Here is a 22985-nt window from a genome sequence, read left to right on the forward strand (position 1 = left end):
CCCGAAGTGAAGGTGCGGGGCGGAACCCGTACGCCACGGCGATGATGCGTTCGATCACTCGTAGTGTGTCCATAACCGAAGAACCTTCACGACACGCTCTTCTCCCAGAACCTGATAAACGATGCGGTGCTGGATGTTGATGCGGCGGGAATAAGCGCCGGAAAGATCCCCCACCAGTTTCTCGAACGGGGGCGGCCTGCGAAAAGGGTCTTCGGCCAGCAGATCCAGTAGAGCCTGCGTGCGGGGTTTCAGACCGCTGGCGGCCAGATTTTTCGCGTCTTTCTGTGCCTGTTTCGTATAGACGAGCGACCAGGTCACCAGTCCAGGTTCCGGCTGCATTCGTCCATGGGCGTCTCCATGCCCTTGCGGATGCTCTCGCGCATGCCGGGCGTGGAGAGCAGATGCAGCGTCTCCTGGACGGCCGTCCAATCCTCTTCGGAGATCAGAACGGCCTTGTTGCGCTTGCCCGTAATGAGCAACGGCTGGTGAGAGTCTGCCGTCTCGTCAATCAGGCGATACAGGTTTGCACGCGCCTCGCTGGCGGTAATGGCGGTCATGACTCACTCCAACAATAGGATCCTGCCACTTATCGTACGCTTTCAAGTACGTTCTGCAAGGCCTGGTACACGGCGGCCAATCGCTTTGTGCCTCCCGGCGGGCCAACATTTCCGAGTTCTACTGCGCAGGCCGGTGGTCGTCCGCTCGGAAAGTTAGAACGGTGGATCCGAAGCGGATCTCATCGGCGTGCCCTTCGGGAGGGGTTCAGCCAATGCGGTAGGCGGAGGCCAGGTCGCGTACACGCGAGGCGATGTCCGCGACCTCCTGGCTGGCGGTCGCCGTCTGGCGGGCCCCGTTGGCGGTATCGCCGGTGATGTCATTGATGGCGTAGATATTCCGGTTGATCTCCTCGGCCACCGCGTTCTGTTCTTCCGCCGCGCTGGCGATCTGTGTGGTCATGTCGCTGATTCGGCCGACCGCCTGGACGATGGATTCCAGCGCCTCGCCGGCACGTTCGGCGTCGTTGCTGGTGGCCTCGGCCATTTCGCGGCCGCGGCCCATCGCGGTGACGGCGTTGCGGGTACCCGCCTGCAGCGACTCGATCATCGCCTGGATATCCGCCGTGGAGTCCTGCGTGCGCGAGGCGAGGGTACGTACCTCGTCGGCGACCACGGCGAAGCCGCGGCCCTGTTCGCCGGCGCGGGCGGCCTCGATCGCCGCATTCAGGGCCAGGAGGTTGGTCTGCTCGGCAATGCCGCGAATGACGTCGAGCACCGAGCCAATCTGCTGCCCCTTCTCGTCCAGGTTGCGCACGGATTCCTCGATGGTCGCGACTTCGCCCGACAGGCGTCCGATGTCGCTGACCACCGTGCGCACCACTTCGCCACCCGCGCGGGACTCCTGATCGGCTTCCTGGCTGGAGGAGGCGGCATCGGAGGCATTGCGCGCGACCTCCTGCACCGTCGCGGCCATCTCGTTCATCGCCGTCGAGACCTGTTCGGTCTGCGAGCGCTGCTGGTCGATGTTCCCGTTGGTCTGGGTACTGACGGCGGACAGCTGTTCCGCGGCAGAGGCCATCTGGTCCGTCAGGGTGCGCAACTCGCGGATCGAGTCCTGGAATTGGTCGAGCATGCTGTTCAGGGCGCCTGCAGTGGCGCCGATCTCGTCGTCGGAGCGAACGTCGACCCGGCGCGAGAGGTCATGGTGCTCGGCGATCTCCGTGAGTGTCGCGCGCATCCGCGAGATCGGGAGTGCCACCGAGCGATACGTCCACACCCCGGTGACCACGACGATGATCAAGACCACCAGCATCAGCGCGCCGCTGCGCACCAGAACCTGGGTGTAGAACGCCGATACCCGCTCGGCCTCGGTCCCGGCAACATCGATCTGCAGGTCGACCAGCTGGGTAATCTGGTCGCTGATCGGATCGATGGTGTCGTACAGGGGACCGTTGAAGGCGTCGAGCTCGCCCTGGACATCGCCGGACATCCCGCCCAGAGCCTCCTCCAGGCGGTCCAGGTGGGCGTTGGCTGCGCGGAACAACCCGCGGGCACCATCAGCCAGTTCCTGCTCACGGGGCGTCAGGGTCGTGGCCAGGTAGGCGTCCCAGATCTCGGCGATCTCCTCTCGTGCCTCACGGACGTCGGCGAGTGCCTCTTCCGCCGTCATCCGTCCGGCGTCCGCCTTGTTGACCGCGTCGATGACCAGCACCGCATAGTTGTCGGCGATGGTCTTCAGCTGCTGCAGGGGTACGACGCGGTCGTGATAGATGTTCTGCACGCCCTCTTCGATGTTGGCTGTGCCGCGTGCGGCCAGGGCCGCCAACAGCAGGAGCGCGGCCACGGGTACCACGATGGTGATGACCAGCTTGGATCGAACAGAGAGCGAACGGAAATTCATGGGCGGTCCTTGTGAGGCCTGTATTGGGAGCAGCCCGCAACCTCGGGCCATGACCACTGTAAACGGCCTGGCCGGCCAAACCTTGAGATGGATCACCCGTGGCGACGTCCGCCAGCAGTCCACTCCCAGCCGGTTCGAATGGGTGTCGGGTTTGCGCGGTTGGCGGCGTACTTGCCGGGGGTTCAGCGGCGTTTTCTGCGGGGCCGACTGACGAAGCAAAAGGCAAGGTTTGACCCCGAAGGTCTCGCGTTCTATTTCATCTCGCGGACGGTCCGGACGACAGGGTCTCGCGGATGCGCCGCACGTCGCGCACATACTCCAGCATGGCCGTCATGGCATCGGCGAACAGGTAGGCCGCGAACAGGACCAAACCGCCCGCGAACAACCCGGCGAGGGGCCAGAGGATCGCCGTCAGGATGGCCAGTCCCCAGCTCGCCGGTTCCACCAGCTCGGCTTCAAGGCCGAACGCGGCCACCGCGGTGCCCGCAAAGGGCTCCACCGCTGTCAGGGAGATGACCGACAACGCCAGCGCGAGCAGCACGAAGGCAATCGCCAGCAGCTCGCCGACCAGCCGTGTGCAGACGACAACGCAGGTGATGGCGGGATAGTCCCGCGTCTCCAGCGCGCCCAGTGCGCGGGCCCTTCGCCACAGGAGCACGACCCAGGCCAGCACTGCAACGGCAAAGAGGGCCTGCAGCAACACCAGGGATGCGACCGGCCAGGGCACCTGCGCCGTTTCCTGTGCCAGCGTCCAGAGCGTCACCGATGTCAGTAGCCCGCCCAGGCCCGTCAGGACCGCGATACCGCGCAGCCCCCATCCCGCCAGCCGCTGCAGGGGGAGTGCGCCCTCGGTCCCGCCGGTTGTCTCGTCGTTCACGGCCGTCTCCCTGTCGTTCGCATACGGCCACACGATAGTGCCCGAAAACCGGCCCCGTCAGGTCGTGGGAGAGCGCCCGGGTCAGTCTTTCTTGCCGAGCAGGTCGGCGAAGCCGTGGTTAACGTCCCGGTGGCCTGCCTCGTCGGCGCGTACCGCGCGGATCACGTCGGACAGGCGAGCATCTTCCGGAAGGTTCCAGTACTGGATCGCGCGTTCCGGCGCGGCGACGTTATCGAGCCCGCCGGACTCCACTTCCTCCAGGTACTCGGTGTAGCTGACGACCGCTTCCTCTTCGAAGTAGCCTACGATCCGGTGCGCCGTACGCGACGAGATGATGTAGATCATAAAGAACAACGTGTAGAAAAAGCCCTGCGCCAGGATGATCAGGAAGCGCTCCAGCCAGTTGGGCGAGGTGATCTCGATGAAGGTGAGCAGGTGCATGCGCTCGTTCTCGGCCTCGTCCATCAGCGTGCGGATCCAGCCGTGGTCATCCTCCATGCGCCGCAGCGAGCGCAGGTGCTGCAGCGTGGCGCCCACCATGCCGGGGACGCCCGCAACCGTCTCCAGGACCACGGCGCGGTGTCCGTAGCGCCGGGCAAAGAAGGTGTCGGCGAAGAATCGCATCAGCGAGGTAAAGCCCCGTGCGACGCGGTCGGAGAAATCCCGGGGTTCGTGGTGGCGGCTCAGGTCGATATCGCGGTCGTTCGGCATGCTGCCCCTAACGCTGATCAGTGCGCCGTTTCAGGCGGCAGGTATCCATGGAGCATAGAACCCGCCGTCTGAAATGTCGTGGGGCCGCTTCACAGAGCGTGAAACCCCATGCATGACAGAAGCCCGGACCGGGTTTCTGATGTCCAATGTCGAGGTTGTGGATCGGGCGGTGCAATCGGGGGAACCGGGAGCCGAGAAGGCGGCCTCAGAGAGAGGCGAACATCAAAGGAGAACGCATGGCGAACGAAACGAGCAAGCCGCAGCTGGAGATCAGCGTGAACGCGGCGCGCGAACTGGTCGATATCGGCCTGGCCGTGTTGCTGGATATCCGTCAGCCCTTCGAACTGGAGCTGGAAGGCGCGGTAGAAGGTGCCGTCCCTGTGCCCCTGTTCCGCCTGAAGCAGCTGCTGGGTCGCGAGCTGTCCGAGGAGGAACAGGAACTGCTGGATGCGGACGAGCCGGACGAGCGGGATTTCCAGCACTTCATCTCCCTGATCAACCGCCACCACGTCACCCAGGACCAGATCCTGCTGTGCCTGTGCAACAGCGGCCGCCGCAGCCTGCGTGCCGCAGAGCTCCTGCGGGACCTCGGGTATGCACGCTGCCTTTCCGTCCGGGAAGGTTTCCGCGGCTGGACCAGCAAGGGAGACACATGATCCATGGGCATGTTCGCCAGTGCTGATCGCGGATATGGGCTATCTAAGGAGGTGAGCGGGGGCGATTTCGCCTCAATGGTCACCGTTTCGGGCCCTGACCCGGGGCCGACCCCGTCATGACCGTCAACGGGCGCCGGCCGGGTGATTCTACGGAGGGGCGCTGCCATGCTGCGACTGCCGGCCGTTCCGTTTGCCCACCAATCCTGGTGCTGTCGACTGCACATCGGCGCGCTTGTCGGGTTGGTTCTGCTTGTCGGAAGCCCTCTACTGGCGCATGCGGATGGCGCCGAAGACTGGCTGGCCGCCATTGCCGAATCACCGCTGGGCGAGCCGATTGCCGTTACCTCCACGGTGCAGGGCGGCGTCGTCGAGGGGGCGGTGCACGCCCGGCTGCCGTATTCGTTTGCGCTGGTGGCCAGTGAGCTGGAAGCGCTTTCGGCGTGGTGCGAAATCACCGTCCTGCACATCAACATCAAGAGCTGCGTCTACCGCGAGGGGGCGGACGCCTTGCTGCACCTGTACGTGGGCCGTGCGCGTTACGAGCAGGCGGAGTATGCAGAGCGTGTGGAGCTCGTCAGGCGGTCGGCCCAGATGGGTGAGGACTGGCTGCTGATCGAGCTGGAGGGCGATCGTGGGCCCTACGGAACCCGGGATTACTCCATCGTCGTCCACGTCGTGCCGCACGACACGGGGACCCTCGTCAACCTCGAGTATTCGTTGCGCTTCGGGGTGATTGCCCGGCTGGCCGCGCTCGTCTACCTCGCCACCGGGGGACGCGAGCGGGTGGGTTTCACCGTGGTCGGTTACGAAAACGGCGAGCCACAATACGTCGGCGGCCTGGAAGGCATGATCGAGCGCACCGTCATGCGCTTCTATCTTGCACTGCAGGCCTGGCTCGACGTCCGCGACCGGCCGGCTCAGGAGCTCCTTTTGGCCCGCCTGGAACGCTGGTTCGACCTGACCGACGAATACCCGCGCCAGCTACGCGAGCTGGACCGCGAGACCTACCTCGAGCAGAAGCAACGCGAGTACGCGAACCAGCAGAGGCTGCAGGATGCCCCACCGCCCCGCCGGCGCATCCTGCCCCTGGATTGACGGGCTATCCGAATCTCCTTGACCTTGCAGCTCGGCCAGGAGGCGGGTGTCGTGTTCTTCCGTCTTCGGCCGCACGGGGGTGTGGGTCAGGGGTGCTCCGGTGCGTTGGCGTATTGCTGGCGGGGGCGGTCGAGTTCGAGCAGTTCCAGGCGGTGGTTGCCGGTCGGATGGGGCCCCGAGGGGCCCTGGACGAGGAGGGCGAGGCCGTCGTCGATGCCGTGCTCGGTGAGCCACTGGCGCGCGAAGTCGTTCCAGTCGGCGCGGTCCTCGGCGACATCCACGGGGTGGACACCGTAGGAAAACTGCAGGCCCTGGGCGGTGGCCGGGTTCGGGGTGAAGGCGGCGATCCAGCAGGGCAGGCGCAGGCGGGCGATACGCCGGGCGGTGGCGCCACTGGCCGTAGGCGCCAGGGTGACCCGTGGCAGGCGCCGCTGCGCGGTGTGCAGTACGCTGCGCGCGATGAGGTCGACGGCTCGGTCAAGACCTGCCTCGTCAGGGTCGTCCGGGCCGTCGGCGCCGATGCCGCCGTCGCGTTCCGGTTCGATGGAGCGGGCAATGGCCGCCAGCATCGCCACGGCCTCCACCGGGTACAGCCCCATCGCCGACTCGGCGGAAAGCATCACGCAGTCGGTGCCGCCGAGGATGGCGTTGGCGACGTCGGTGGCCTCGGCGCGGGTAGGGCGGCGCGAGGCGACCATGGACTCCAGCATCTGGGTGGCGGTGATCACCGGGCGGTTGTGCCGGTTGGCGCGTCGGGTGATGCGCCGCTGGGCGAGGGCAATGCGCGCGATCGGGATCTCCACTCCGAGATCCCCGCGTGCCACCATGATGCCGTCGGCGGCCTCGAGGATGCTGTCGAGTTGCTCCAGCGCGGCGGCGCGCTCGATCTTGGCGATGATGAAGGGGGCGTAGTCCAGTGCTTCTGCCGCCTTGCGCACCGCAAGGATGTCGTCGCCGTCGACTACGAAGCTCTGGCTGACCGCATCCACGCCGTGTTCCGCTGCAAACCGCAGCCATTGGTGGTCTTCCGTGGTAAAGGCGCGGATGCCGAGATCGATGCCCGGCAGATTCAGGCCCTTGCGCGAGCGTAGTTCGCCGCCGGTATGCACGCGGCAGATCACTTCGCTGCGCTCGACCGTCACCACCTCCAGCTCGATGAAGCCATCGTTCAGGAACAGGGCATCGCCCGGCTGCACCGCCTCCGGCAGGCCCGCGAACGACACGCTGACCCGCGAGGCATCGCCAATGCAGTCCTCGGTAGTCAGGGTGATGGTCTGGTCGGGGTGCAGTTCGATCGGCTCTTCCGCCAGTTCGCCGATACGCATCTTCGGACCGGGAAGGTCGCCGAGGATGGCGACGCGGGTGCCGGTCGCATCCGCGACGTCGCGGATGCGACCGATCAACTCGGCATGGTAGGCGGCATCGCCGTGCGAGAAGTTCAGCCGAGCTACATCGAGCCCGGCCAGCATCATGCGCCGTAGCGTCTCTGGTGAATCGGACGCGGGCCCAATGGTGGCAACGATCTTGGTCTTCTGCGCGGGAAACGGCATGGGCGGGTTATTCATCCGGGCGGTGTCTTAGGAGGGTAGACCGTACCGCGGATACCTGTCGCCGTGCCCGTGGCGTGTCCATGTGCGGCCGCTGGAATCGGTAGACGACCTTCGTCGACGACCCTCAGTGCGATGCGTCCGCTTTAATCGTGGCGTAACCCTGCCGGAGCAGTGATAGCGGCCCGTTGGGTCGAACGTTCGGACCATCGGAACAACATGGGTGTCCTCTTCTTCCTGGTCCTGGAGCAAGAAGGATGAGCGAGATAACAGCACAACCCGTCGAGCGGTTTCCGTTTATTCGTTCATGTCTTCGCGCTTTGAGCGCTCCTCCTGACGTCGCTTGCGAATGGTGCTGGACTTTATGAATGGCAGGAGTTTCAGCAGCCCCGTAACAAGGCGTGAACGATAGTACTCGACGCGCACGATGAAGCGGACAGCCCAGTGTTCCTTACCCAGCTTTTCCTTGGCCTCCGTCATCGCGGCACTGCTGCCGGCATTGCGGACGCTGGCCAGGCGGAACAGTTCAATCTGTCGGAGCAGGGCCGTGTGTCGCAGCAGCGGCAGGGGGCGGAGAAGTCGGATCAGGCGAGTGGATTTGAGTATCTCGTGAAGCAGTGGAAAGGAGAAGATGATAATCAACACCGACAGCCAGTTTTCTTTGGTCGTCTTCCAGCGGTCATGCGAGATGGCCATGTAAAAAGCATACTCGACCACGAACACTGCCCAGATCAGCCAATCGGCGACCGTGATCAGGGGGTGTTCCACGTCTAACCAGTAAGTGATCGTCAGCGGTGCGGTCAGTATGGCGGCAATGATGACGGCAGCGGTCAGGTAATTGCTGAGCGATTCTTCAAGCGCCGATTCAAGCTTCAGTCGCACCGGCTCCCTCCCGCTACCCTGAGTGGCCGCCTTCCAGCGCACGAATGGCAATGGATAACGTCACGCCCGGGATTCGTTCCTTTGCATGGCGCGTTCGTCATCAACACCGACTGTTCGCCACCATAGGCCGAGGTCAGGCTGGCGTCGGTACGGTGCCAAACAGAACGGTTTTGCGGCTCTTTGCGGCGGGAAATCCAGCCCTTTTCCAGCAGGGCGAGCGCCTCGGCTGACGCCAGGAGCCAGTATTGCTGGGGCCGGTGAAGGCCGGCTGCAAGAAGATGGGGATCTCTTCTTCCGGCTGAGGGGGTACCACTCGCTCCGCCATGATCGGAAGGAGGGGCAACAGGCAAGGTCGACTCCATGCCATGCGCGCACCCAATAGCGTGACGCACTTGACAGAGACCGGCGCCGTAACGTGGAGCCCTTCTGATTCGGTTTCTCTACAATACCTGGCATCACACCCTTCCGGATCAACCCATGCAGCTGGAACAACGCGCCCGTTCCTTCGCCATTGCCGCGCATGCGCGCGTCGAGCACGTCTGCCGGTATACCGGCGAGCCCTATATCGTGCATCCGGCGCGGGTTGTGGAACTGCTGCGTTCGGTGCAGCACACCGAGTGCATGCGGGCGGCCGTCTGGCTGCAGGACACCATTCGGGATACCGGGGTAAAACCGGAGACCCTGGAGCGGCTGTTTGGCGCGGAGGTCGCAGAAATGGTGGTGATGATCAGCGACGTGAGTCATCCGGAGGACGGCAACCGGGCCCAGCGCAAGGCGATCGACCGGGAGCATCTGGCGCGGGCGACGGCCCCGGCCAAGACCGTGAAACTGGCCCAGCTGATCGATCTGGCCTGTACCGTATTCATGCATGATCGTGCCTTCACGCCGGCGTTTGTTCGCGAGAAGGCGGCCTGGCTGGAGGTGCTGGAGGGCGGCGACCCGTTGCTCTGGCGCCAGTTGCGGGATCTGACACCGGCCATGCACCCGGAAATGGCGGACAAGGACGCCGACTGGCGTCGAAACTGCCCCTTCGCACGGCGCTCTCCCCTGCGCCGGTACGATGTCGCAGTGGGGCGTGGTATTCGGGAAGGATCCAGCAACCAGGACACGGCTGCGGCCGGGTGAAGCGACAGTCCGAACCGCGCAGGAACAGGTACCGGTCCCCACTATCGCGGTCGGCGGCGGATTGTTTCTAGCGCGAGTCTTACACCGTCCCCAGCAGCGTTGGCCTCACTCGCCGGGGACACTCGTGGTCCTCGTGCCGAACGGGTGATGGACTAACTAACTGGAGGCTCGGCCTTGCGCGCTTCGGGAAGGAAGGGGTCTACCTTCAGACCTGGCCTTTTTCTCTGCCTTCACCACAGGGGCTAAATCCGAAGGTAGACCCCATGCCACAGCATTTTCGTCCCTGAAATTGTCCGTTTAAGGCCATCTGTGGGCCTGGAAACCGCTATAACCGAAAGTATTTCAGGCTCTTGTCGTGGTCCGACCCCGTCGCGCTTGTCAGCCCTTTTCCGGATCGGCTTCATCCGGGTGTTGCGGTGTCCGCTCGTCGGCGCGAAGTATGTTGACCACCATGAACCGCAGCCGGCTCCGCAGGAGGGAGACCTCGGCGGTCCCGTTCCGTTGGAGCCCCAGCAAACGTGCGCCAAGCGGCGACAGGATGGATATCTTCGCCTGTTCGGGTCTCGCGTCTTCCGGCTCGCAGAGTTCGACGACAAACGTCTCCTCGGTTTGCAGATCCAGTAGTTGTACCCGGGAGCCTACTCTGGCGATGGGCTCCCCGCGGGTTGCTGCCGCTTGGCTTCCATCGTCGAGCTTCTCGAGAAGGCAGGCGAGTTCCATCGGGGTGCCGATAGCTCCGCAGTAGTCCTTCCGGATCCATTGATGGGTTCGGGTATCGGCGGCTGGCCGAAGGTAATACGGGTTGTTGCGCGCCACGGTCGCATCTCCTGATCATAAACAAGAAGAAGGGGGTTGGCCGGGCGCACGAACGAGGAAACGGCGCCCGGCCTAAGCGAGAGTTCTCATGGCGTTTGGGACTCCAGACCGAGTATTGCGGGGGTTGTCGTTACGAAAGCCGGATGCTAGACAGCTCCCTCGACAAAGGCAAATCCGCACGAATAGTGGCAGTTATCGTGTGCGTATAAGAGTCCGGCGTTCCCGGCTCAACAGGATGGTGCCTGTCTCTTTCATTCTCGTTACAACCGTGCCGTGGCCTCGCATCGCCAGGCGCAAGATGCGGGGTCGGCGCGTGCGCGCTCGCCTATCGAGTGATGGGCGGACCGAAGGGTTCGGTCTTGCGCGTCTCGGCCTCCGCGCGTTGCTCCGGGGTGAGTTGCTGGTGGATGTAGTCGCGCGCCTCGGCCGCCGGCTTGTGGCCCTGATCGGCGGCGCGCGCGAACCAGACCCAGGCGGCGACATAGTCGACCTCCACACCATGGCCGTCGGCCAGCACGATGCCCAGGTTGTACTGCGCCGGGGCCAGGCCCTGCCGGGCAGAGGCTTCATACCAGCGCGCCGCCGCCGACTGGTCCCGGGGTACCCCCAGGCCTCGATCCAGCAGGACCCCAAGATTGGCCTGGGCCTGGGGGTGGCCCGCTTCGGCCGCCGCCCGATACCAGTGAGCGGCAGCTTCCATGTCTTCCTTTGTGCCCTTGCCATCGCGGCAGAGATTCCCCAGTTTCGCCGCGGCGTCGGGGTCCCCGGCCTCGGCCGCCTGCTGATACCAGCGGACAGCGGCGGTCAGGTCCGCGTCCACTCCATCGCCCTGTTCCAGGGCGAGGGCGAGATTGAAGGCCGCGTCCCGGTGGCCCGCGCTGGCGGCCTGGGCGTAGTACTCCACTGCGGCGGTTCGATCCCGCTCGCAGCCACTGCCTTGTTGGTGGGCGACCCCAAGGCTGTTCAGGGCATCGGGATCGCCGCGTTCCGCGGAGCGTTTCCACCACTGGACGGCCTCGGTGGCGGCGGCGTCGCCGCCCTGGTTGAGCAGCAGAACCGCCAGATTGTTCTGTGCCGCGACGTGTCCTGACTCGGCCGCGCGGCGATACCAATGCCGGGCCATCTCGGTATCCGCCGGATCTGCCTTTTCGGCCATCACGCCCAAGTTGAAGCTGGCATCGCTCAGCCCCTGTTCCGCGGCCTTTGTCCAATACTCGCGTGCACGCGCCGGGTCCGCCTCCAGCCCCAGCCCCTCCGCGTAGAGGATTCCCATGCCGAGCTGCGCCCAGGCCGAGCCACCATCGGCGCGGGCCTCCCAGATATTCCGGGCGGCCCGGTAGTCGCCCCGTTCGAAGGCGAAAAAACCGTCGCGGTCGGCGCCGCCCGGACTTTGGGGGGGCACGGGGTTGGGAGATGAGGTGGGCGTGTCCATGGCTGATGTGCTCGGTGGCAGGTGGAAGCCCGAGGATACAGTCCCCGATGCCTACCGCAAGACACAGCACGGAACATCGTCGGGGTTGCACGGCTCGCCACCCTTTCGCCCGGCCGAGCCGGTCGGTCATGGCCTGTCTCCAGCCCGGACCTTGGCTCTTGGGGAGGCTTTACAGGTCACGATCCGGCAGCGACCGCTCGATGCTCAGTACCTTGTCGAGGTCCGCACGGGCAATGCGTGGCTGGCCCCGCTAGCCTCTACAACCTTTTAGGGCGGCCAAATCCACAGGATCAGCGGCACGGCTGTCACGATGACGATCAGCGACAATGGCAGGCCCATGCGCCAGTAGTCGCGGAACTCGTAGCCACCGGGGGCCATGACCAGGGTGTTCGACTGGTGCCCGATCGGCGTCAGGAAGGCGCAGGACGCACCCACGGCGACCGCCATCAGAAACGGATCCGGGGCCGCCTCCATCGACCGGGCCAGCGCGATCCCTACCGGCGCCGCCAGCACTGCCGCGGCGGCGTTGTTGACCACGTTCGACAGCAGCATCACCACGGCCATTAGCAACGCCAGCATCACGGCGGGGGAGGAGGCCTCGCCCAGCGCGAACAGGCCATCGGCGATCAGCTGCGAGCCGCCGGTCGTCTCCAGCGCCTGACCCACGGGCAGCAGCGCCGCCAGCAGCACGATCACCGGCCACTCGATCCCGCGATACACCTCGCTCGGCCCGATCAGCCCGACCAGCACCATCGCCACCGCGGCCCCGACCAGCGCGGGCGCCGCCGGTACCCAGCCCAGCGCCACCGCGCCCAGCGCCAGCGCAAACAGGCTGCTGGCGAGGATCACCTTGCGCGGCCGGGTGATGCGCAGCCCGCGCGAGGCTAGCGGCAGGCAGCCGAGCTCGCTCAGGGCGGCGGGCAGTTCCTCCTCGCCGCCCTGCACCAGCAGGATGTCCCCGGCGCGGAACCGCACCTTGTCCAGGCGCTCGCTCAGGCGCACGCCCTGGCGCGCTACGGCCAGCACATTCACCGCGTAGCGCTGGCGCAGTTCCAGGGCGCTGGCCGTGGTCCCGACCAGACGCGAGCCGGGCGTGACGATCGCCTCCTCCAGTGCCAGTTTGCCCAGCGCGTTCTCGCGCTTTTCACCGTTGCCTTCCTGCTCGGCCTGCTCTTCCGCCTCCTCGACCCGCGCCTCCAGCTCCATCTCGGTCACGTCCAGCAGCGTCTTCAGGCTGTCGGAGTCCGCCTCGACCAGCAGGATGTCGTCCGCGCGCAGCACCTCGTAGATGGCGGGCATGGGCTCGCGGCGTTCCCCGCGGACGAGTCCCACCACGACCACCTCGGCCTCGCCGCGCAGCTCGCGCATCAGCTCGTAGACGGTGTGGCCGACATAGCGGTTGCCCTCCGGCACCCGCACCTCGGTCAGGTAGGCGCTGATCTCGAACAGCTCGCCGCTGGCGGCCGGGCGCTCCCGCTGCGGCGTCAGCCGCCAGCCGATCAGTGCGATGAAGATCACGCCGACCACCGCGATTCCAAACCCCACCGGGAGGAAGTCGAACATCGCAAACGCGGTGCCCGTCGCCTCCGCGCGGTACTCGGCGATGATGATATTCGGCGGCGTGCCGATCATGGTCAGCATCCCGCCCAGCAGCGAGCCGAACGCCAGCGGCATCAGCAGGAAGGCGGGCGAACGCCCGCTCTGGCGTGCCATCCAGATGGCCACGGGCATCAGCAGGGCCAGCGCGCCCACGTTGTTCATGAACCCCGAGGCCAGTGCCACGACCCCCGTGAGGGCCGCCACCTGCACCCAGGGCTGGTCACCCACACGGGTGAGCTGGCGCGCCACCGTGTCCACGACCCCGGCGTTCAACAAGCCCCGGCTCAGCACCAGCACTGCAGCGACCGTGATCACCGCCGGGTGGCCGAAGCCGGAGAACATCTCGCGAAACGGGACCAGTCCGAGAAAGGCCGCTGCCAGCAGCGCCCCGATCGCCACGATGTCGTAGCGCCAGCGGTTCCAGACGAACAACACCAGGGTCACCGCCAGCAACCCGAAGATCATCCACTGCTCGGCCGTCACTCACCGCTCCCTCGGGTGTCCCTTTCACCCAATGTAGGGCCTTCGCGGCTCACGTGCACCGTTTTCGGCGGCAAGCGTGCGGTGCATTAGAAACGGCCAATGGCACACCGAGCAGTGGCTGCAGGACTACAACGAAACCATCCCCCACGATTCGCTGGGGGACCTGACGCCGGTCGAATGCCGGCAGCTACACCACCCGGAAACCTCTGGTTATGCGTGGACCTAATCCGGGGAAGTGGACAGTGGGGCGGTTGGTAGGCGTTGCCGCATGTACACTTCTAAGACCAAGACCGGATTGTTGCGGCAGTAGGAGAGCTGGGCGATGAGTAAGGACAGCAACCTCGCGGTGTTGATCGACGCGGACAATGTGCAGCCGGCCATTGTGGATGGGCTTCTCGTAGAGATTGCCAAGTACGGTACGGCAAGCGTCAAGCGGATTTATGGTGACTGGACAGGGCCTGCACTCAAAGGCTGGAAAGAGGCGCTTTTGCAGCATTCCATCCAGCCGGTGCAGCAGTTCGGGTATACCCGCGGCAAAAATGCGACCGACAGTGCACTGATCATCGACGCGATGGATCTGTTGTACACCGGCAATTTTGGCGGATTTTGCCTGGTTTCCAGCGATAGTGACTTCACGCGGCTTGCCTCGAGGATTCGCGAGTCCGGGCTGACTGTGTATGGCTTTGGCGAGCGGAAGACCCCTGCACCCCTCGTTGTAGCCTGCGACAAGTTTATCTACACCGAGGTCCTCACCGAGGGCAATGAAGAAGAGCAGCAATCACGGAAGCGCTCCGCCAAAGAACTCAAATCCGATACCCGACTGGTGAATGCGTTGCGCAATGCAGTCGAGGGCTCGTCGGACGAGGACGGCTGGGCACAACTGGGGCCGGTCGGTAGCAATATCGCGAAGCAGAGCCCGGAGTTCGATGCGCGCAACTTTGGTTACCGCAAGCTGCGCGATCTGGTCGAGGCGACCGGGTTGTTCGAGGTTCAGGAACGCTCCGCAGCCGATGGTGCATCCAAGGTCATCTACGTACGGGACAAGCGCAGGCCGTAGGTCGCGCCCTGGGCCGGGTATCTCCGAAGCCTCTGTTGGCAGGCTCTGAAGTCCTTGGCAGCCCATTTCTAGGCCGAAAATTGGCTGTTTAAGGCCGTATGAGGCGCTTGGTCTGTCTCTTTCCGCACTATGTTCAGTGTCTTACCGAGGTCCGACCTCATCAGGATTAAGGCCGAGCTCAGCCGAGGAAGGCCGCGTCGCGGCCTGACGTCGGCTGGAGCGGCGTGTTAGAGCATTTTCGTAGCACGGTAAGGTCCAGTGTGCCGGTAAGCGGTTCCCCAACCCCGGCGCCAACGGGGTACGGAACCCGCTTACCGGCCTCGGCATATCCCCTTCGGGTGTAATACTGGACAAGTTCCCGACGCGCGGACACGACTACCAAAACGAATTCCTCCACCCCCGGCACGGCGCTCGCCCATGCCTCCGCGCGCACGAGAAGCGAGTTACCTATTCCCTTAGCCTGCATTCCTGGCGCGACCGCAAGCATGCCGATATGAGCCTCCCTTCCTTTAACGTCAACCTGAACGCAGCCGACAACTCGCCCATGATCCAACGCGAGAATAATCCTCGCCAGCCCAATTGCCTCCCCGATCTGCCTCGGATTGGTTCTCTGGCCTCCAAGCAAAAGCGATTCGTGAGTCCAGCCCTCGTCTCCGGTGCTGGGCCGATATGCGGAATTGACAAGCCGAGCGATGTCCTCCACATCGTCTGATGTCGCCGTCCGATACATCAAATCGACCATGACCTTCTCCGCAGCTCTAACAGTGATTAGGTAGCGTGCACGGATATTGGTTGAGCGTGCGCGTGTTATATCCTGACCGAGCGGAAGGAGACACCCCATTGCCGTTTCCCTGCGCGCTGGTCGGCCACTTTCGCCCCGGAAATTGGCCGTTTAAGGTCTTCTCTGGGCGTGGAGGTCGCGATAACTGACGGTCTTTCAATCGCTTATCGTAAGCGAAGGAAGGGAGTCAAGCGAAGGAAGGGGGTCAGACCTTGCCTTTTGCCCTTCCTTCGCCAGAGGGGCAAAAGGCAAGGTCTGACCCCATGCCGCGGAACTGCTTAAACTCGGTCGAAGTTAGCCTGCCCAACGTATAGCTAACCGGCGCGAGGTGCGAGCGTCCGGTTGAGCAGTTGGTGACATATATCCATTAGGTCAACAGCCTGTCGCCGTCACGATCACACTCAAGCGCGGTCAGGTATATTCGATGCACCTCGTCTCTGATGGCGCCGTAGAAGTACCTTGTACCTACCAAGACCAGGCACTCGGCCGTAGGGTCGAGGACTTTGAATGTATATCCGTTTGGATCGTCGGCAATAGAATGATCATCCACGATGCAACCCGGCAACATCACTCCAGCATCAATTCCTAGGAGGTACTGATCGAGGCGTTCGTCAAAGTGTTCCCACGCATTGCGAAGGTCACGGTTCGCGAGGGGAGAATCATCCGACAGATCAAATGCTGAACGAAGAGCCTCACCTCGTCTTTTCCGGAGCTCCTTCAACTCCGAGGGCTCCCGCCTCGGACCGTCGACCGGCCAGAAAAACCGAGAGACTGCCCCCGCGTGTCCAATCGCTTCCTGCGCGGCCGCAACCGCATTTTCGGAGTCCTGCCCGGGATCCTCGATTTGGGCCAGACGTTGGAAGGCTTCCACAGCCCTCCCAGCCGGATAGAGGATCGATTGGATATACATGGCTTCGAAATGTGGGACGATCCCGGAATACTCGGATGCAATGATGCCGGCCCTATGCCTAAGTTCTTCTTCAGTGTGATGGATTGTCATAACCAGAAAGAAGTATTTCTTCTGTGTAACAGTGATTAGATAGCGCGCACCGATGTTGGTTGAACCTGCGTGCTATATATCGCGGATGATGCGGCGTCAGAAATGAGCGTGGTTTCAATTGCGTAGGATGCGTGAGTGGCGATGGATCCTGGACATGTTGCGGCGTAGACAGGCTGCGGGAGGCGGCAGGGCGGGTCAGCGCTGTCTCGCATATTCGTTGGCTAGATTCTGGCACGGGTAATGTGGTTTTGCGAGCGCTTTGATCGTTTGGTGCCGATTGGATTTCGTGGAAAAGCCGCTCAGTCGAGAAAGGCGACCGATTTGACGAGGGCGTGGGCGCGGGTACCGGGCTGGAGGGCGAGGCGTTTGGTGGAGAGCTGGGTGAGTTCGGCCATCAGGGGTTGGCCGTCGTCCTGGCGGCAGGTCGCGAGGATGCGGGCGGGGCCGTGGTGACCGGGGGCTTCGTCCAGGGCCTCGATGGTGACGGGGATGATGTTGAGGATGGAGATATCCTCGGGTGGGGACAGGGCGATCGACACGTCGCGCGCGTCGATACGCAGGCGGGCTTGATGCCCGGCGCCCTTGGTGGAACCGGGAGTTGTCGGTACGCGGTAGCGGGCCTCGGGGGGGCCGAAGGGGCGTAGGTCGTGTTCGTCGGGCGGGCCGAGTTCGCCTTGGAGGACGGAGACCGCGCCTTCTTCGCGGAACAGGGGGGAGTCGGCGCGGGCGAGGGCGTCGCGCAGGGGTTCCAGGCGTTCGAGTTGGCCGTCGTGCATGAAGGCGACGCGGTGGGCCAGGCGTTCGACTTCTTCCGGGGCGTGGGTGACCAGCAGGGTGGGGATGCCGGTCCTGTCCGACAGGCGGGCGAGGAAGGGCATGATCTCGCGCTTGGTCTGGGTGTCCAGCGCGTTCAGGGGTTCGTCCAGCAGCAGAAGGTCGGGGCTGATGAGCAGGGCCCGGCCCAGCGCCACGCGCTGGCGCTGGCCGCCGGAGAGCTGGTCGGCGCGGCGCTCCAGCAGTTCGGTGATGCCGAGCAGGTCGGCGACCTCGTCCAGGTGCAGGCGACGCATGGACTCCGGCGTGCGCTTGTAGCCGTAGAGCAGGTTGCCGCGCACGCTTAGGTGCGGGAGCAGGGTGGATTCCTGGAACACCAGGCCGACGCGACGACGGTGCAGGGGGACGAAGGTCTTGCCGGATTGCCAGGCGGTGTCGCCGAAATGCACCTCGGCGCCGGGTGGGTGTTCCAGGCCGGCGATGATGCGCAGGAGCGTGGTCTTGCCGCAGCCGGAGCGTCCGAACAGGGCGGTGACGCCCTCCAGAGGGATGGTGGTGTCCACGTCCAGCGCGAAGCCGGAGCGCTCCAGGCGCGCCTGGATGCGTAGCCCATTGCTGACGGACTGGCTCACGGGCTGGCTCACAGGCGCACCGTGTCGAAGCGGCGGTTGATCGCGTAGACCACGAACAGCACGACGAAGGCGAAGATCAACAGGCCCAGCGACAGGCGGTGCGCGGAGGCGAAGTCCATCGCCTCGGCGTGGTCGTAGATCAGGATGGACAGCACCTGGGTCTCGCCGGGGATGGCGCCGCCGAGCATCAGGATCACGCCGAACTCGCCCAGGGTGTGGGCGAAGGCGAGCGTGGCGGCGACGATGAAGCCGCCGCGCGACATCGGCAGGATCACGGTGAAGAAGCGGTCCATGCGCCCGGCGCCCAGCGAGCCGGCGATCTCGGTCGGCCGGCGGCCGAGGTTGGCGAAGGCCTGCTGCAGGGGCTGCACGGCGAATGGCAGGGAGTAGATCACCGAGGCGATCAGGATGCCCTGGAAGGTGAACGCCAGGTGGTTCAGGCCCATGTTCTCTAGCGTACTGCCGACCGGACCGGCCGGGCCCAGCAGGACCAGCAGATAGAAGCCGAGCACGGTGGGCGGCAGCACCAGCGGCAGGGCGACCAGTGCCTGCACTGTGGTGCGCAGGCCGCCGGGGGCGCGGCCGTTGGCCAGCCACCAGGCGATGGGGGTGGCGATGACCAGCAGGATCAGCGTGGTGTACAGCGCAAGCTTGAGGGTGACCTCGATCGCCATCCAGTCCGTGGGGCTCAGCTCGAACATGGCCGGTTACGGGGCTGCCGCGGCCGTGTCGGCGGGCCCGTCTTCGGGGAGCGTTTCGCCGGGCATCACGAAGCCGTAGCGGCGCATGATGTCGCGGGCGGTATCGCCGTTCATGTACTCCGAGAAGCGGTGCGCCGTGTCGTTGTGTTCGCCGCGCCGGGTGATGATGAAGCCCTGGGTGAGGGGTTCGTGCAGGGCGTCGTCGATCAGGTGGTAGTTGTGCTCGGCGAGGTCCGGAAACTCGGCCAGCGACAGGGCGATGATGCCGATCTCGGCGCCGCCCGCCTGGATCATGCGCGCGGTCTGGGCGATGTTGTCGCCGTTGACTATCTTGGACTGCAGGTCGTCCCAGACGCCCACGGACTTGAGCGCCTCCATCGCGCGCACGCCGTAGGGGGCGTGGGTTGGGGAGGCGATGGCGACGCGGCGGATGTCGTCGCGTAGCAGGTCTTCCAGTGTCATTTCCGAGGCATCCATGCGGTTGCTCCACAGCACGATGCGGCCGATGGCGTAGACCTCCGGCTCGGTCACCGCGTGGCCCTCGGCGCGCAGCTTCTGTGGGTAGGCGATATCGGCGGAGAAGAACACGTCGTAGGGGGCGCCGTTCATGATCTGCGTGGTCATGCGGCCGGAGGAGCCGTAGGTGACGCGTACCGTGTCGTCCGGGTGCGCCTCGCGGTAGGCGTCCAGGATCTCGTCCAGGGCGAAGCGCAGGTCGGAGGCGGCCGCGATGGTCAGCGGGCCGTTGGCGGTGGTCAGGCCGGGTAGCAGGAGCAGCAGGGTCAGGAGGAGGGCGCGCAGGTGCATGGTGTGGGTCTTCCCTGTGGCTGGGTCTTGTTGGGCTCGGGTGGTTCCGTTGGGAGGCTGCTTCGTCGCGCTGCTCCTCGCAGTGACGCGGCGCTTGTCTGGGTGGATATGCGTTTCGTTATATTTCAGTTTGCATATCGGTAGGCGCAATGATGCGTGGGCCAGGGAGACCCGTCAAGGCTGGGATCGGCGTTACGGCTTGGGGTCGTCGGCGAGGAACTCGGCGAAGGCGTGCAGCTCGTCGCGCAGGGCCTCGCAGGCCTGGCGTTCCATGTCGCGGTAGCGTGCCAGTACGGTCTCGCCGAAGGCGGTGACCTGGGCCCCGCCGCCGCCGGAGCCGCCCTTGGCGGTGGCCACCATGGGCTCGCGGAAGCTCTGGTTCATGGTCTCGACGAGGTCCCAGGCGCGGCGGTACGACATGCCGACGCTGCGCGCGGCCGCGGAGATCGAGCCCTTGTCGCGGATGGCCTCCAGCAGCATGGCCTTGCCCGGGCCCATGGCCGTGACCTCGCCCAGCAGCACACGCAGGCGCGGGGCCTGGGGGTGGTCCTTTGGAGTGCCGGAGTGGTGGGTGCTCATGCGTTGTGGGGCCTGGGGTTTGCCGGTGATGGTGCCTGGGAGGGGTTGTGAGTGCGAATGATAACCCCCGCCCCGTCATTGCGAGGAGTGCAACGACGAAGCACGAAAGCAGCGAAGCTGCGTTGAACGGCCAAAGGCCGGCCCGAAGGGCGAGCGCAGCGAGTAATCTCCCAACGCTGGCACTGCGCGAGCGATCAGGTTCCGGTGGTTTTGGACACAGATTGCTTCGTCGCGTTGCTCCTCGCAATGACGGGGGGGGAGGGACGGGAAAAGGCCGGGGCTTGGGGCCCCGGCCGGGGGGTCAGGCCTTGCCCTGGAGCTGCGGGATGACGGCCTCGTTCTCCAGCGTGGAGGTGTCGGAGGTGATCTCCTCGCCCTTGGCGATGGAGCGCAGCAGGCGGCGCATGATCTTGCCGGAGCGGGTCTTGGGCAGGCCGTCGGCAAAGCGGATGTCGTCCGGCTTGGCGATCGGGCCGATCTGGTCGGCGACCCAGTTGCGCAGTTCCTTGACCATCTCCTCGGCCTCGTCGCCGGTCAGGCGATCGCCCTGCAGGATCACGAAGGCGACGATGGCCTCGCCCTTCACGTCATGCGGGCGGCCGACCACGGCGGCCTCGGCGACCGCCTTGTGCGCGACCAGAGCGGATTCGACCTCCATGGTGCCCATGCGGTGGCCGGAGACGTTCAGCACGTCATCGATGCGCCCCATGATCCAGAAGTTGCCCTCGGCGTCGCGGCGCGCGGAGTCGCCGGCCAGGTAGTACTTGCCGCCGAACTTCGGCCAGTAGGTGTCCTTGTAGCGCTGGTCGTCGCCCCAGACGGTGCGCAGCATATGCGGCCAGGGCTTCTTGATGACCAGGTAGCCGCCCTCGTCGGCGCCCAGGCTCTTGCCGTCCTCGTCCACCACGTCGGCGGCAATGCCGGGCAGGGCCTGGGTGCAGGAGCCGGGGACCAGCGTGGTCGCGCCCGGGATCGGGGCGATCATGTTGGCGCCGGTCTCGGTCTGCCACCAGGTATCGACGATCGGGCAGCGCTCTTCGCCGACGGTGGTGTAGTACCACATCCAGGCCTCGGGGTTGATCGGTTCGCCGACCGTGCCCAGAAGGCGCAGCTTGGACAGGTCGTACTGCTTGGGCAGGTCCGGTCCGGCCTTCATCAGCGCGCGGATGGCGGTGGGGGCGGTGTAGAACACGGTCACGCCGTGGTCCTGGCACATCTTCCACCAGCGCCCGGCGTCGGGCACGGTCGGGGTACCCTCGTAGACCACCTGGGTGGCACCCACGGCCAGCGGGCCGTAGGCGACATAGGTGTGGCCGGTGATCCAGCCGACATCCGCGGTGCACCAGTAGACGTCGTCGCCCTGCAGGTCGAACACCCACTCGTTGGTGACGATCGCGCCCAGCAGGTAACCGGCACTGGAGTGCTGGATGCCCTTGGGCTTGCCGGTGGAGCCGGAGGTGTAGAGCAGAAACAGCGGGTGTTCGGCCTCCACCCATTCCGGCTCGCAGTCGACGGATTCGCCGTCCACGGCGTCTTCCCACCAGACGTCGCGGTCGGCGTGCATGGTCACGTCGTTGCCGGCCCGCTTGCAGACGACCACTTTCTCGACGTCGCCCGGGTTGGAGTCCAGCGCCTTGTCGACGTTGGCCTTGAGCCCCACGACCTTGCCGCCGCGCTCGCCGCCGTCGGCGGTGATCACGACCTTGGAGCCGGAGTCCACCACGCGGTCCCGCAGGGCGTCCGCGGAGAAGCCACCGAACACCACCGAGTGGATCGCGCCGATGCGGGCACAGGCCTGCATGGCGATCACGGCCTCGGCGTCCATCGGCATGTAGATGATGAGGCGGTCGCCCTTCACCACGCCCATGCCCTTGAGGGCGTTGGCGAGCTTGCCGACCTCGTTGTAGAGGTCACGGTAGGTGAGGTGGCGGGTGTCGCCGTTCTCCGCCTCGAAGACGATCGCGGTCTTGTTGCCGCGGACTTCCAGGTGGCGATCGATGCAGTTGTAGGAGACGTTCATGCGCCCGTCGGCGAACCACTGGTAATGCGGCGCCTTGGACTCGTCGAGACCCTGGGCGAACTCGGTCTTCCAGTCGATCTTCTCGCGCGCGAGATCGCACCAGAAGCCCTCGTAGTCGGCCTCGGCCTTCTGGTGCAGGGCCTCGAGATCGGCTGGCTTCAGGCGGGCGTTTTCGGTGAACTCCGCCGGCGGCGCAAAGTGGCGCGTCTCGGTGAGGGTGGACTCGATGTTGTCACTCATCAGGGCCTCCAGATCGGTTTTTGGTATGGGGTATGGGAGTGGCCAACCGCCAGCCCCTTTGGTGGGTGCGAGGATAGCATGCGAACCGGGCGCTGGCCGCGCTTACCAGAGCCACGCGGGGCGGAACAGCACGCGCCCCAGTGGCAGTTTTCCGTCCGGCGATTGCCGGCTCAGCAGCGCGGCGAACAGTTCGCCCGCGGCGATGGCGTCGAACAACGCGTCGTGCGCGCGATAGGCCGGCAGGTTGTAGCGCGCGCGCAGGGTATGCAGGCGCAGCCCGTGGGCCGGGATCGGCTGGCCGGCGCGGCGCAGGGCCGTCTCCGCCAGGCGCAGCGTGTCCACGATGGCCAGCGGGGCGCTTACGCCATACAGGCGCTGGCAGGCCTGCTCGAGGAAGCCGATCTCCAGGGCCGCGTGGTGCGCCACCATGACGCGCCCGGCGAGCGCGTGGAACAGGGCGTTCAGGGCCTCGTCCAGCGGTACCCCGCTGGCGGCGCGCTGATCGGTGATGCGGTGGATGACGGCGCTGGCCTCCGGCACGGGCCCTTCCGCGCGCACCAGGCGCTGGTCCGCAGTGGCGAGGTCGATGCGCGGGCCCTCCATTGCCACCCAGCCCATGCTCAGGATGCGGTCGTGTTCCGGGTCCAGGCCGGTGGTTTCCAGATCCACTGCGAGAAAGCGGCTGGCGACCACCGGCTGGCCGGCGGGCGGCATGGGGGCCTCGAGGAGCTCGCGCAGCGGGCCCGGCGGGGCGCGGCGCGCAGCCCGACGCCG

The 22985-nt window shown here is 65.4% G+C and carries 22 protein-coding genes and 1 pseudogene; 5 read left to right on the top strand and 18 right to left on the bottom strand.

All coding sequences use genetic code 11. The features are described 5' to 3' along the window. Window positions 1-54: 54 nt before the first annotated feature. From TVD_RS03880 to TVD_RS03900, 5 genes are all read right to left on the bottom strand, one after another. Window positions 55-318, bottom strand: coding sequence for a Txe/YoeB family addiction module toxin (locus TVD_RS03880; protein ID WP_047250856.1), 264 nt, complete (start codon window positions 316-318; stop codon window positions 55-57). After that, a complete protein-coding gene (locus tag TVD_RS03885) occupies window positions 315-557 on the bottom strand; it encodes a type II toxin-antitoxin system Phd/YefM family antitoxin (protein ID WP_047250857.1) in 243 nt (80 codons plus the stop codon). Before TVD_RS03885 ends, TVD_RS03880 begins: the two co-directional genes overlap by 4 nt. A 205-nt stretch (window positions 558-762) precedes the next feature. Continuing rightward, window positions 763-2397 carry a methyl-accepting chemotaxis protein gene (locus TVD_RS03890; RefSeq protein WP_047250858.1) on the bottom strand — a complete coding sequence of 545 codons (1635 nt, stop codon included), beginning with the start codon at window positions 2395-2397 and terminating at the stop codon, window positions 763-765. A 256-nt stretch (window positions 2398-2653) separates the two neighbouring features. Beyond that, window positions 2654-3274, bottom strand: a complete 621-nt coding sequence (locus TVD_RS03895; protein ID WP_047250859.1) for a hypothetical protein — start codon at window positions 3272-3274, stop codon at window positions 2654-2656. An 81-nt stretch (window positions 3275-3355) separates the two neighbouring features. Beyond that, complete coding sequence (locus tag TVD_RS03900) at window positions 3356-3985, bottom strand: alternative oxidase (RefSeq protein WP_047250860.1); 630 nt, start codon at window positions 3983-3985, stop codon at window positions 3356-3358. A 236-nt stretch (window positions 3986-4221) separates the two neighbouring features. On the opposite strand from TVD_RS03900, the gene TVD_RS03905 reads away from it, so the two are divergent. Then, window positions 4222-4641: a rhodanese-like domain-containing protein gene (locus TVD_RS03905; RefSeq protein WP_018146175.1), complete on the top strand. Its 420-nt coding sequence runs from the start codon at window positions 4222-4224 to the stop codon at window positions 4639-4641. A gap of 165 nt (window positions 4642-4806) precedes the next feature. Further along, the gene (locus tag TVD_RS03910; protein ID WP_047250861.1) at window positions 4807-5736 is read left to right on the top strand and encodes a hypothetical protein; all 930 of its coding nucleotides are present in this window, start codon (window positions 4807-4809) and stop codon (window positions 5734-5736) included. Between the two features lie 86 nt (window positions 5737-5822). Here the strand turns inward: TVD_RS03910 and pyk are convergent, their stop codons facing one another. Continuing rightward, on the bottom strand, window positions 5823-7286 hold the full coding sequence (gene pyk, locus TVD_RS03915) for a pyruvate kinase (RefSeq protein WP_047250862.1): 1464 nt from the start codon (window positions 7284-7286) through the stop codon (window positions 5823-5825). Between the two features lie 294 nt (window positions 7287-7580). Continuing rightward, entirely contained in the window at window positions 7581-8165 is a 585-nt protein-coding gene (locus tag TVD_RS03920; protein WP_018176430.1) for an ion transporter, read from the bottom strand. A gap of 477 nt (window positions 8166-8642) precedes the next feature. Between TVD_RS03920 and TVD_RS03925 the strand changes: the two genes are divergently transcribed. Next, window positions 8643-9290, top strand: coding sequence for an HD domain-containing protein (locus TVD_RS03925; protein ID WP_047250863.1), 648 nt, complete (start codon window positions 8643-8645; stop codon window positions 9288-9290). 378 nt (window positions 9291-9668) lie between these two features. On the opposite strand, the gene TVD_RS03930 is transcribed toward TVD_RS03925, so the two are convergent. The 3 genes from TVD_RS03930 to TVD_RS03940 all read right to left on the bottom strand — a co-directional run bounded on the left by TVD_RS03930 (window position 9669) and on the right by TVD_RS03940 (window position 13602). Continuing rightward, window positions 9669-10106 carry a GreA/GreB family elongation factor gene (locus tag TVD_RS03930; RefSeq protein WP_019562710.1) on the bottom strand — a complete coding sequence of 146 codons (438 nt, stop codon included), beginning with the start codon at window positions 10104-10106 and terminating at the stop codon, window positions 9669-9671. A gap of 325 nt (window positions 10107-10431) precedes the next feature. Further along, on the bottom strand, window positions 10432-11538 hold the full coding sequence (locus TVD_RS03935; RefSeq protein WP_047250864.1) for an SEL1-like repeat protein: 1107 nt from the start codon (window positions 11536-11538) through the stop codon (window positions 10432-10434). Between the two features lie 267 nt (window positions 11539-11805). Further along, on the bottom strand, window positions 11806-13602 hold the full coding sequence (locus TVD_RS03940) for an SLC13 family permease (protein WP_047251897.1): 1797 nt from the start codon (window positions 13600-13602) through the stop codon (window positions 11806-11808). A gap of 124 nt (window positions 13603-13726) precedes the next feature. On the opposite strand from TVD_RS03940, the pseudogene TVD_RS13995 reads away from it, so the two are divergent. Together TVD_RS13995 and TVD_RS03945 are read left to right on the top strand one after the other, a co-directional pair. Next, window positions 13727-13846: pseudogene (locus tag TVD_RS13995) on the top strand (integrase core domain-containing protein); the annotation flags it as partial. 96 nt (window positions 13847-13942) lie between these two features. Next, window positions 13943-14677 (top strand): NYN domain-containing protein, encoded by a 735-nt coding sequence (locus TVD_RS03945; protein ID WP_047250865.1) that lies wholly within the window; start codon window positions 13943-13945, stop codon window positions 14675-14677. A gap of 178 nt (window positions 14678-14855) precedes the next feature. Here the strand turns inward: TVD_RS03945 and TVD_RS03950 are convergent, their stop codons facing one another. The 8 genes from TVD_RS03950 to TVD_RS03985 form a co-directional block, all read right to left on the bottom strand. Next, window positions 14856-15419, bottom strand: a complete 564-nt coding sequence (locus TVD_RS03950; RefSeq protein ID WP_047250866.1) for a GNAT family N-acetyltransferase — start codon at window positions 15417-15419, stop codon at window positions 14856-14858. 406 nt (window positions 15420-15825) lie between these two features. Next, a complete protein-coding gene (locus TVD_RS03955; RefSeq protein WP_047250867.1) occupies window positions 15826-16458 on the bottom strand; it encodes a hypothetical protein in 633 nt (210 codons plus the stop codon). A gap of 299 nt (window positions 16459-16757) precedes the next feature. Further along, a complete protein-coding gene (modC, locus tag TVD_RS03960; RefSeq protein ID WP_047251898.1) occupies window positions 16758-17864 on the bottom strand; it encodes a molybdenum ABC transporter ATP-binding protein in 1107 nt (368 codons plus the stop codon). Between the two features lie 8 nt (window positions 17865-17872). Beyond that, complete coding sequence (modB, locus tag TVD_RS03965) at window positions 17873-18565, bottom strand: molybdate ABC transporter permease subunit (protein ID WP_047250868.1); 693 nt, start codon at window positions 18563-18565, stop codon at window positions 17873-17875. A gap of 6 nt (window positions 18566-18571) precedes the next feature. Then, a complete protein-coding gene (modA, locus tag TVD_RS03970; protein ID WP_047250869.1) occupies window positions 18572-19372 on the bottom strand; it encodes a molybdate ABC transporter substrate-binding protein in 801 nt (266 codons plus the stop codon). 192 nt (window positions 19373-19564) lie between these two features. Next, window positions 19565-19951, bottom strand: coding sequence for a winged helix-turn-helix domain-containing protein (locus TVD_RS03975; RefSeq protein WP_018948718.1), 387 nt, complete (start codon window positions 19949-19951; stop codon window positions 19565-19567). A 301-nt stretch (window positions 19952-20252) separates the two neighbouring features. Then, window positions 20253-22211 carry an acetate--CoA ligase gene (gene acs, locus TVD_RS03980; protein WP_047250870.1) on the bottom strand — a complete coding sequence of 653 codons (1959 nt, stop codon included), beginning with the start codon at window positions 22209-22211 and terminating at the stop codon, window positions 20253-20255. A gap of 102 nt (window positions 22212-22313) precedes the next feature. After that, on the bottom strand, window positions 22314-22925 hold the full coding sequence (locus tag TVD_RS03985; RefSeq protein WP_205622085.1) for a 3'-5' exonuclease: 612 nt from the start codon (window positions 22923-22925) through the stop codon (window positions 22314-22316). Between the last annotated feature and the right edge of the window lie 60 nt (window positions 22926-22985).

Source organism: Thioalkalivibrio versutus (assembly GCF_001020955.1).
GTDB lineage: Bacteria > Pseudomonadota > Gammaproteobacteria > Ectothiorhodospirales > Ectothiorhodospiraceae > Thioalkalivibrio > Thioalkalivibrio versutus.

Excerpts from the sequence above, each read along its gene's own strand:
- TVD_RS03885 (WP_047250857.1), bottom strand. The coding sequence starts at position 557 with ATGACCGCCATTACCGCCAGCGAGGCGCGTGCAAACCTGTATCGCCTG.
- TVD_RS03890 (WP_047250858.1), bottom strand. The coding sequence starts at position 2,397 with ATGAATTTCCGTTCGCTCTCTGTTCGATCCAAGCTGGTCATCACCATC.
- TVD_RS03900 (WP_047250860.1), bottom strand. The coding sequence starts at position 3,985 with ATGCCGAACGACCGCGATATCGACCTGAGCCGCCACCACGAACCCCGG.
- TVD_RS03905 (WP_018146175.1), top strand. The coding sequence starts at position 4,222 with ATGGCGAACGAAACGAGCAAGCCGCAGCTGGAGATCAGCGTGAACGCG.
- TVD_RS03910 (WP_047250861.1), top strand. The coding sequence starts at position 4,807 with ATGCTGCGACTGCCGGCCGTTCCGTTTGCCCACCAATCCTGGTGCTGT.
- pyk (WP_047250862.1), bottom strand. The coding sequence starts at position 7,286 with ATGCCGTTTCCCGCGCAGAAGACCAAGATCGTTGCCACCATTGGGCCC.
- TVD_RS03925 (WP_047250863.1), top strand. The coding sequence starts at position 8,643 with ATGCAGCTGGAACAACGCGCCCGTTCCTTCGCCATTGCCGCGCATGCG.
- TVD_RS03935 (WP_047250864.1), bottom strand. The coding sequence starts at position 11,538 with ATGGACACGCCCACCTCATCTCCCAACCCCGTGCCCCCCCAAAGTCCG.
- TVD_RS03940 (WP_047251897.1), bottom strand. The coding sequence starts at position 13,602 with ATGATCTTCGGGTTGCTGGCGGTGACCCTGGTGTTGTTCGTCTGGAAC.
- TVD_RS03945 (WP_047250865.1), top strand. The coding sequence starts at position 13,943 with ATGAGTAAGGACAGCAACCTCGCGGTGTTGATCGACGCGGACAATGTG.
- TVD_RS03950 (WP_047250866.1), bottom strand. The coding sequence starts at position 15,419 with ATGGTCGATTTGATGTATCGGACGGCGACATCAGACGATGTGGAGGAC.
- TVD_RS03955 (WP_047250867.1), bottom strand. The coding sequence starts at position 16,458 with ATGACAATCCATCACACTGAAGAAGAACTTAGGCATAGGGCCGGCATC.
- modB (WP_047250868.1), bottom strand. The coding sequence starts at position 18,565 with ATGTTCGAGCTGAGCCCCACGGACTGGATGGCGATCGAGGTCACCCTC.
- modA (WP_047250869.1), bottom strand. The coding sequence starts at position 19,372 with ATGCACCTGCGCGCCCTCCTCCTGACCCTGCTGCTCCTGCTACCCGGC.
- TVD_RS03975 (WP_018948718.1), bottom strand. The coding sequence starts at position 19,951 with ATGAGCACCCACCACTCCGGCACTCCAAAGGACCACCCCCAGGCCCCG.
- acs (WP_047250870.1), bottom strand. The coding sequence starts at position 22,211 with ATGAGTGACAACATCGAGTCCACCCTCACCGAGACGCGCCACTTTGCG.
- TVD_RS03985 (WP_205622085.1), bottom strand. The coding sequence starts at position 22,925 with ATGCCGCCCGCCGGCCAGCCGGTGGTCGCCAGCCGCTTTCTCGCAGTG.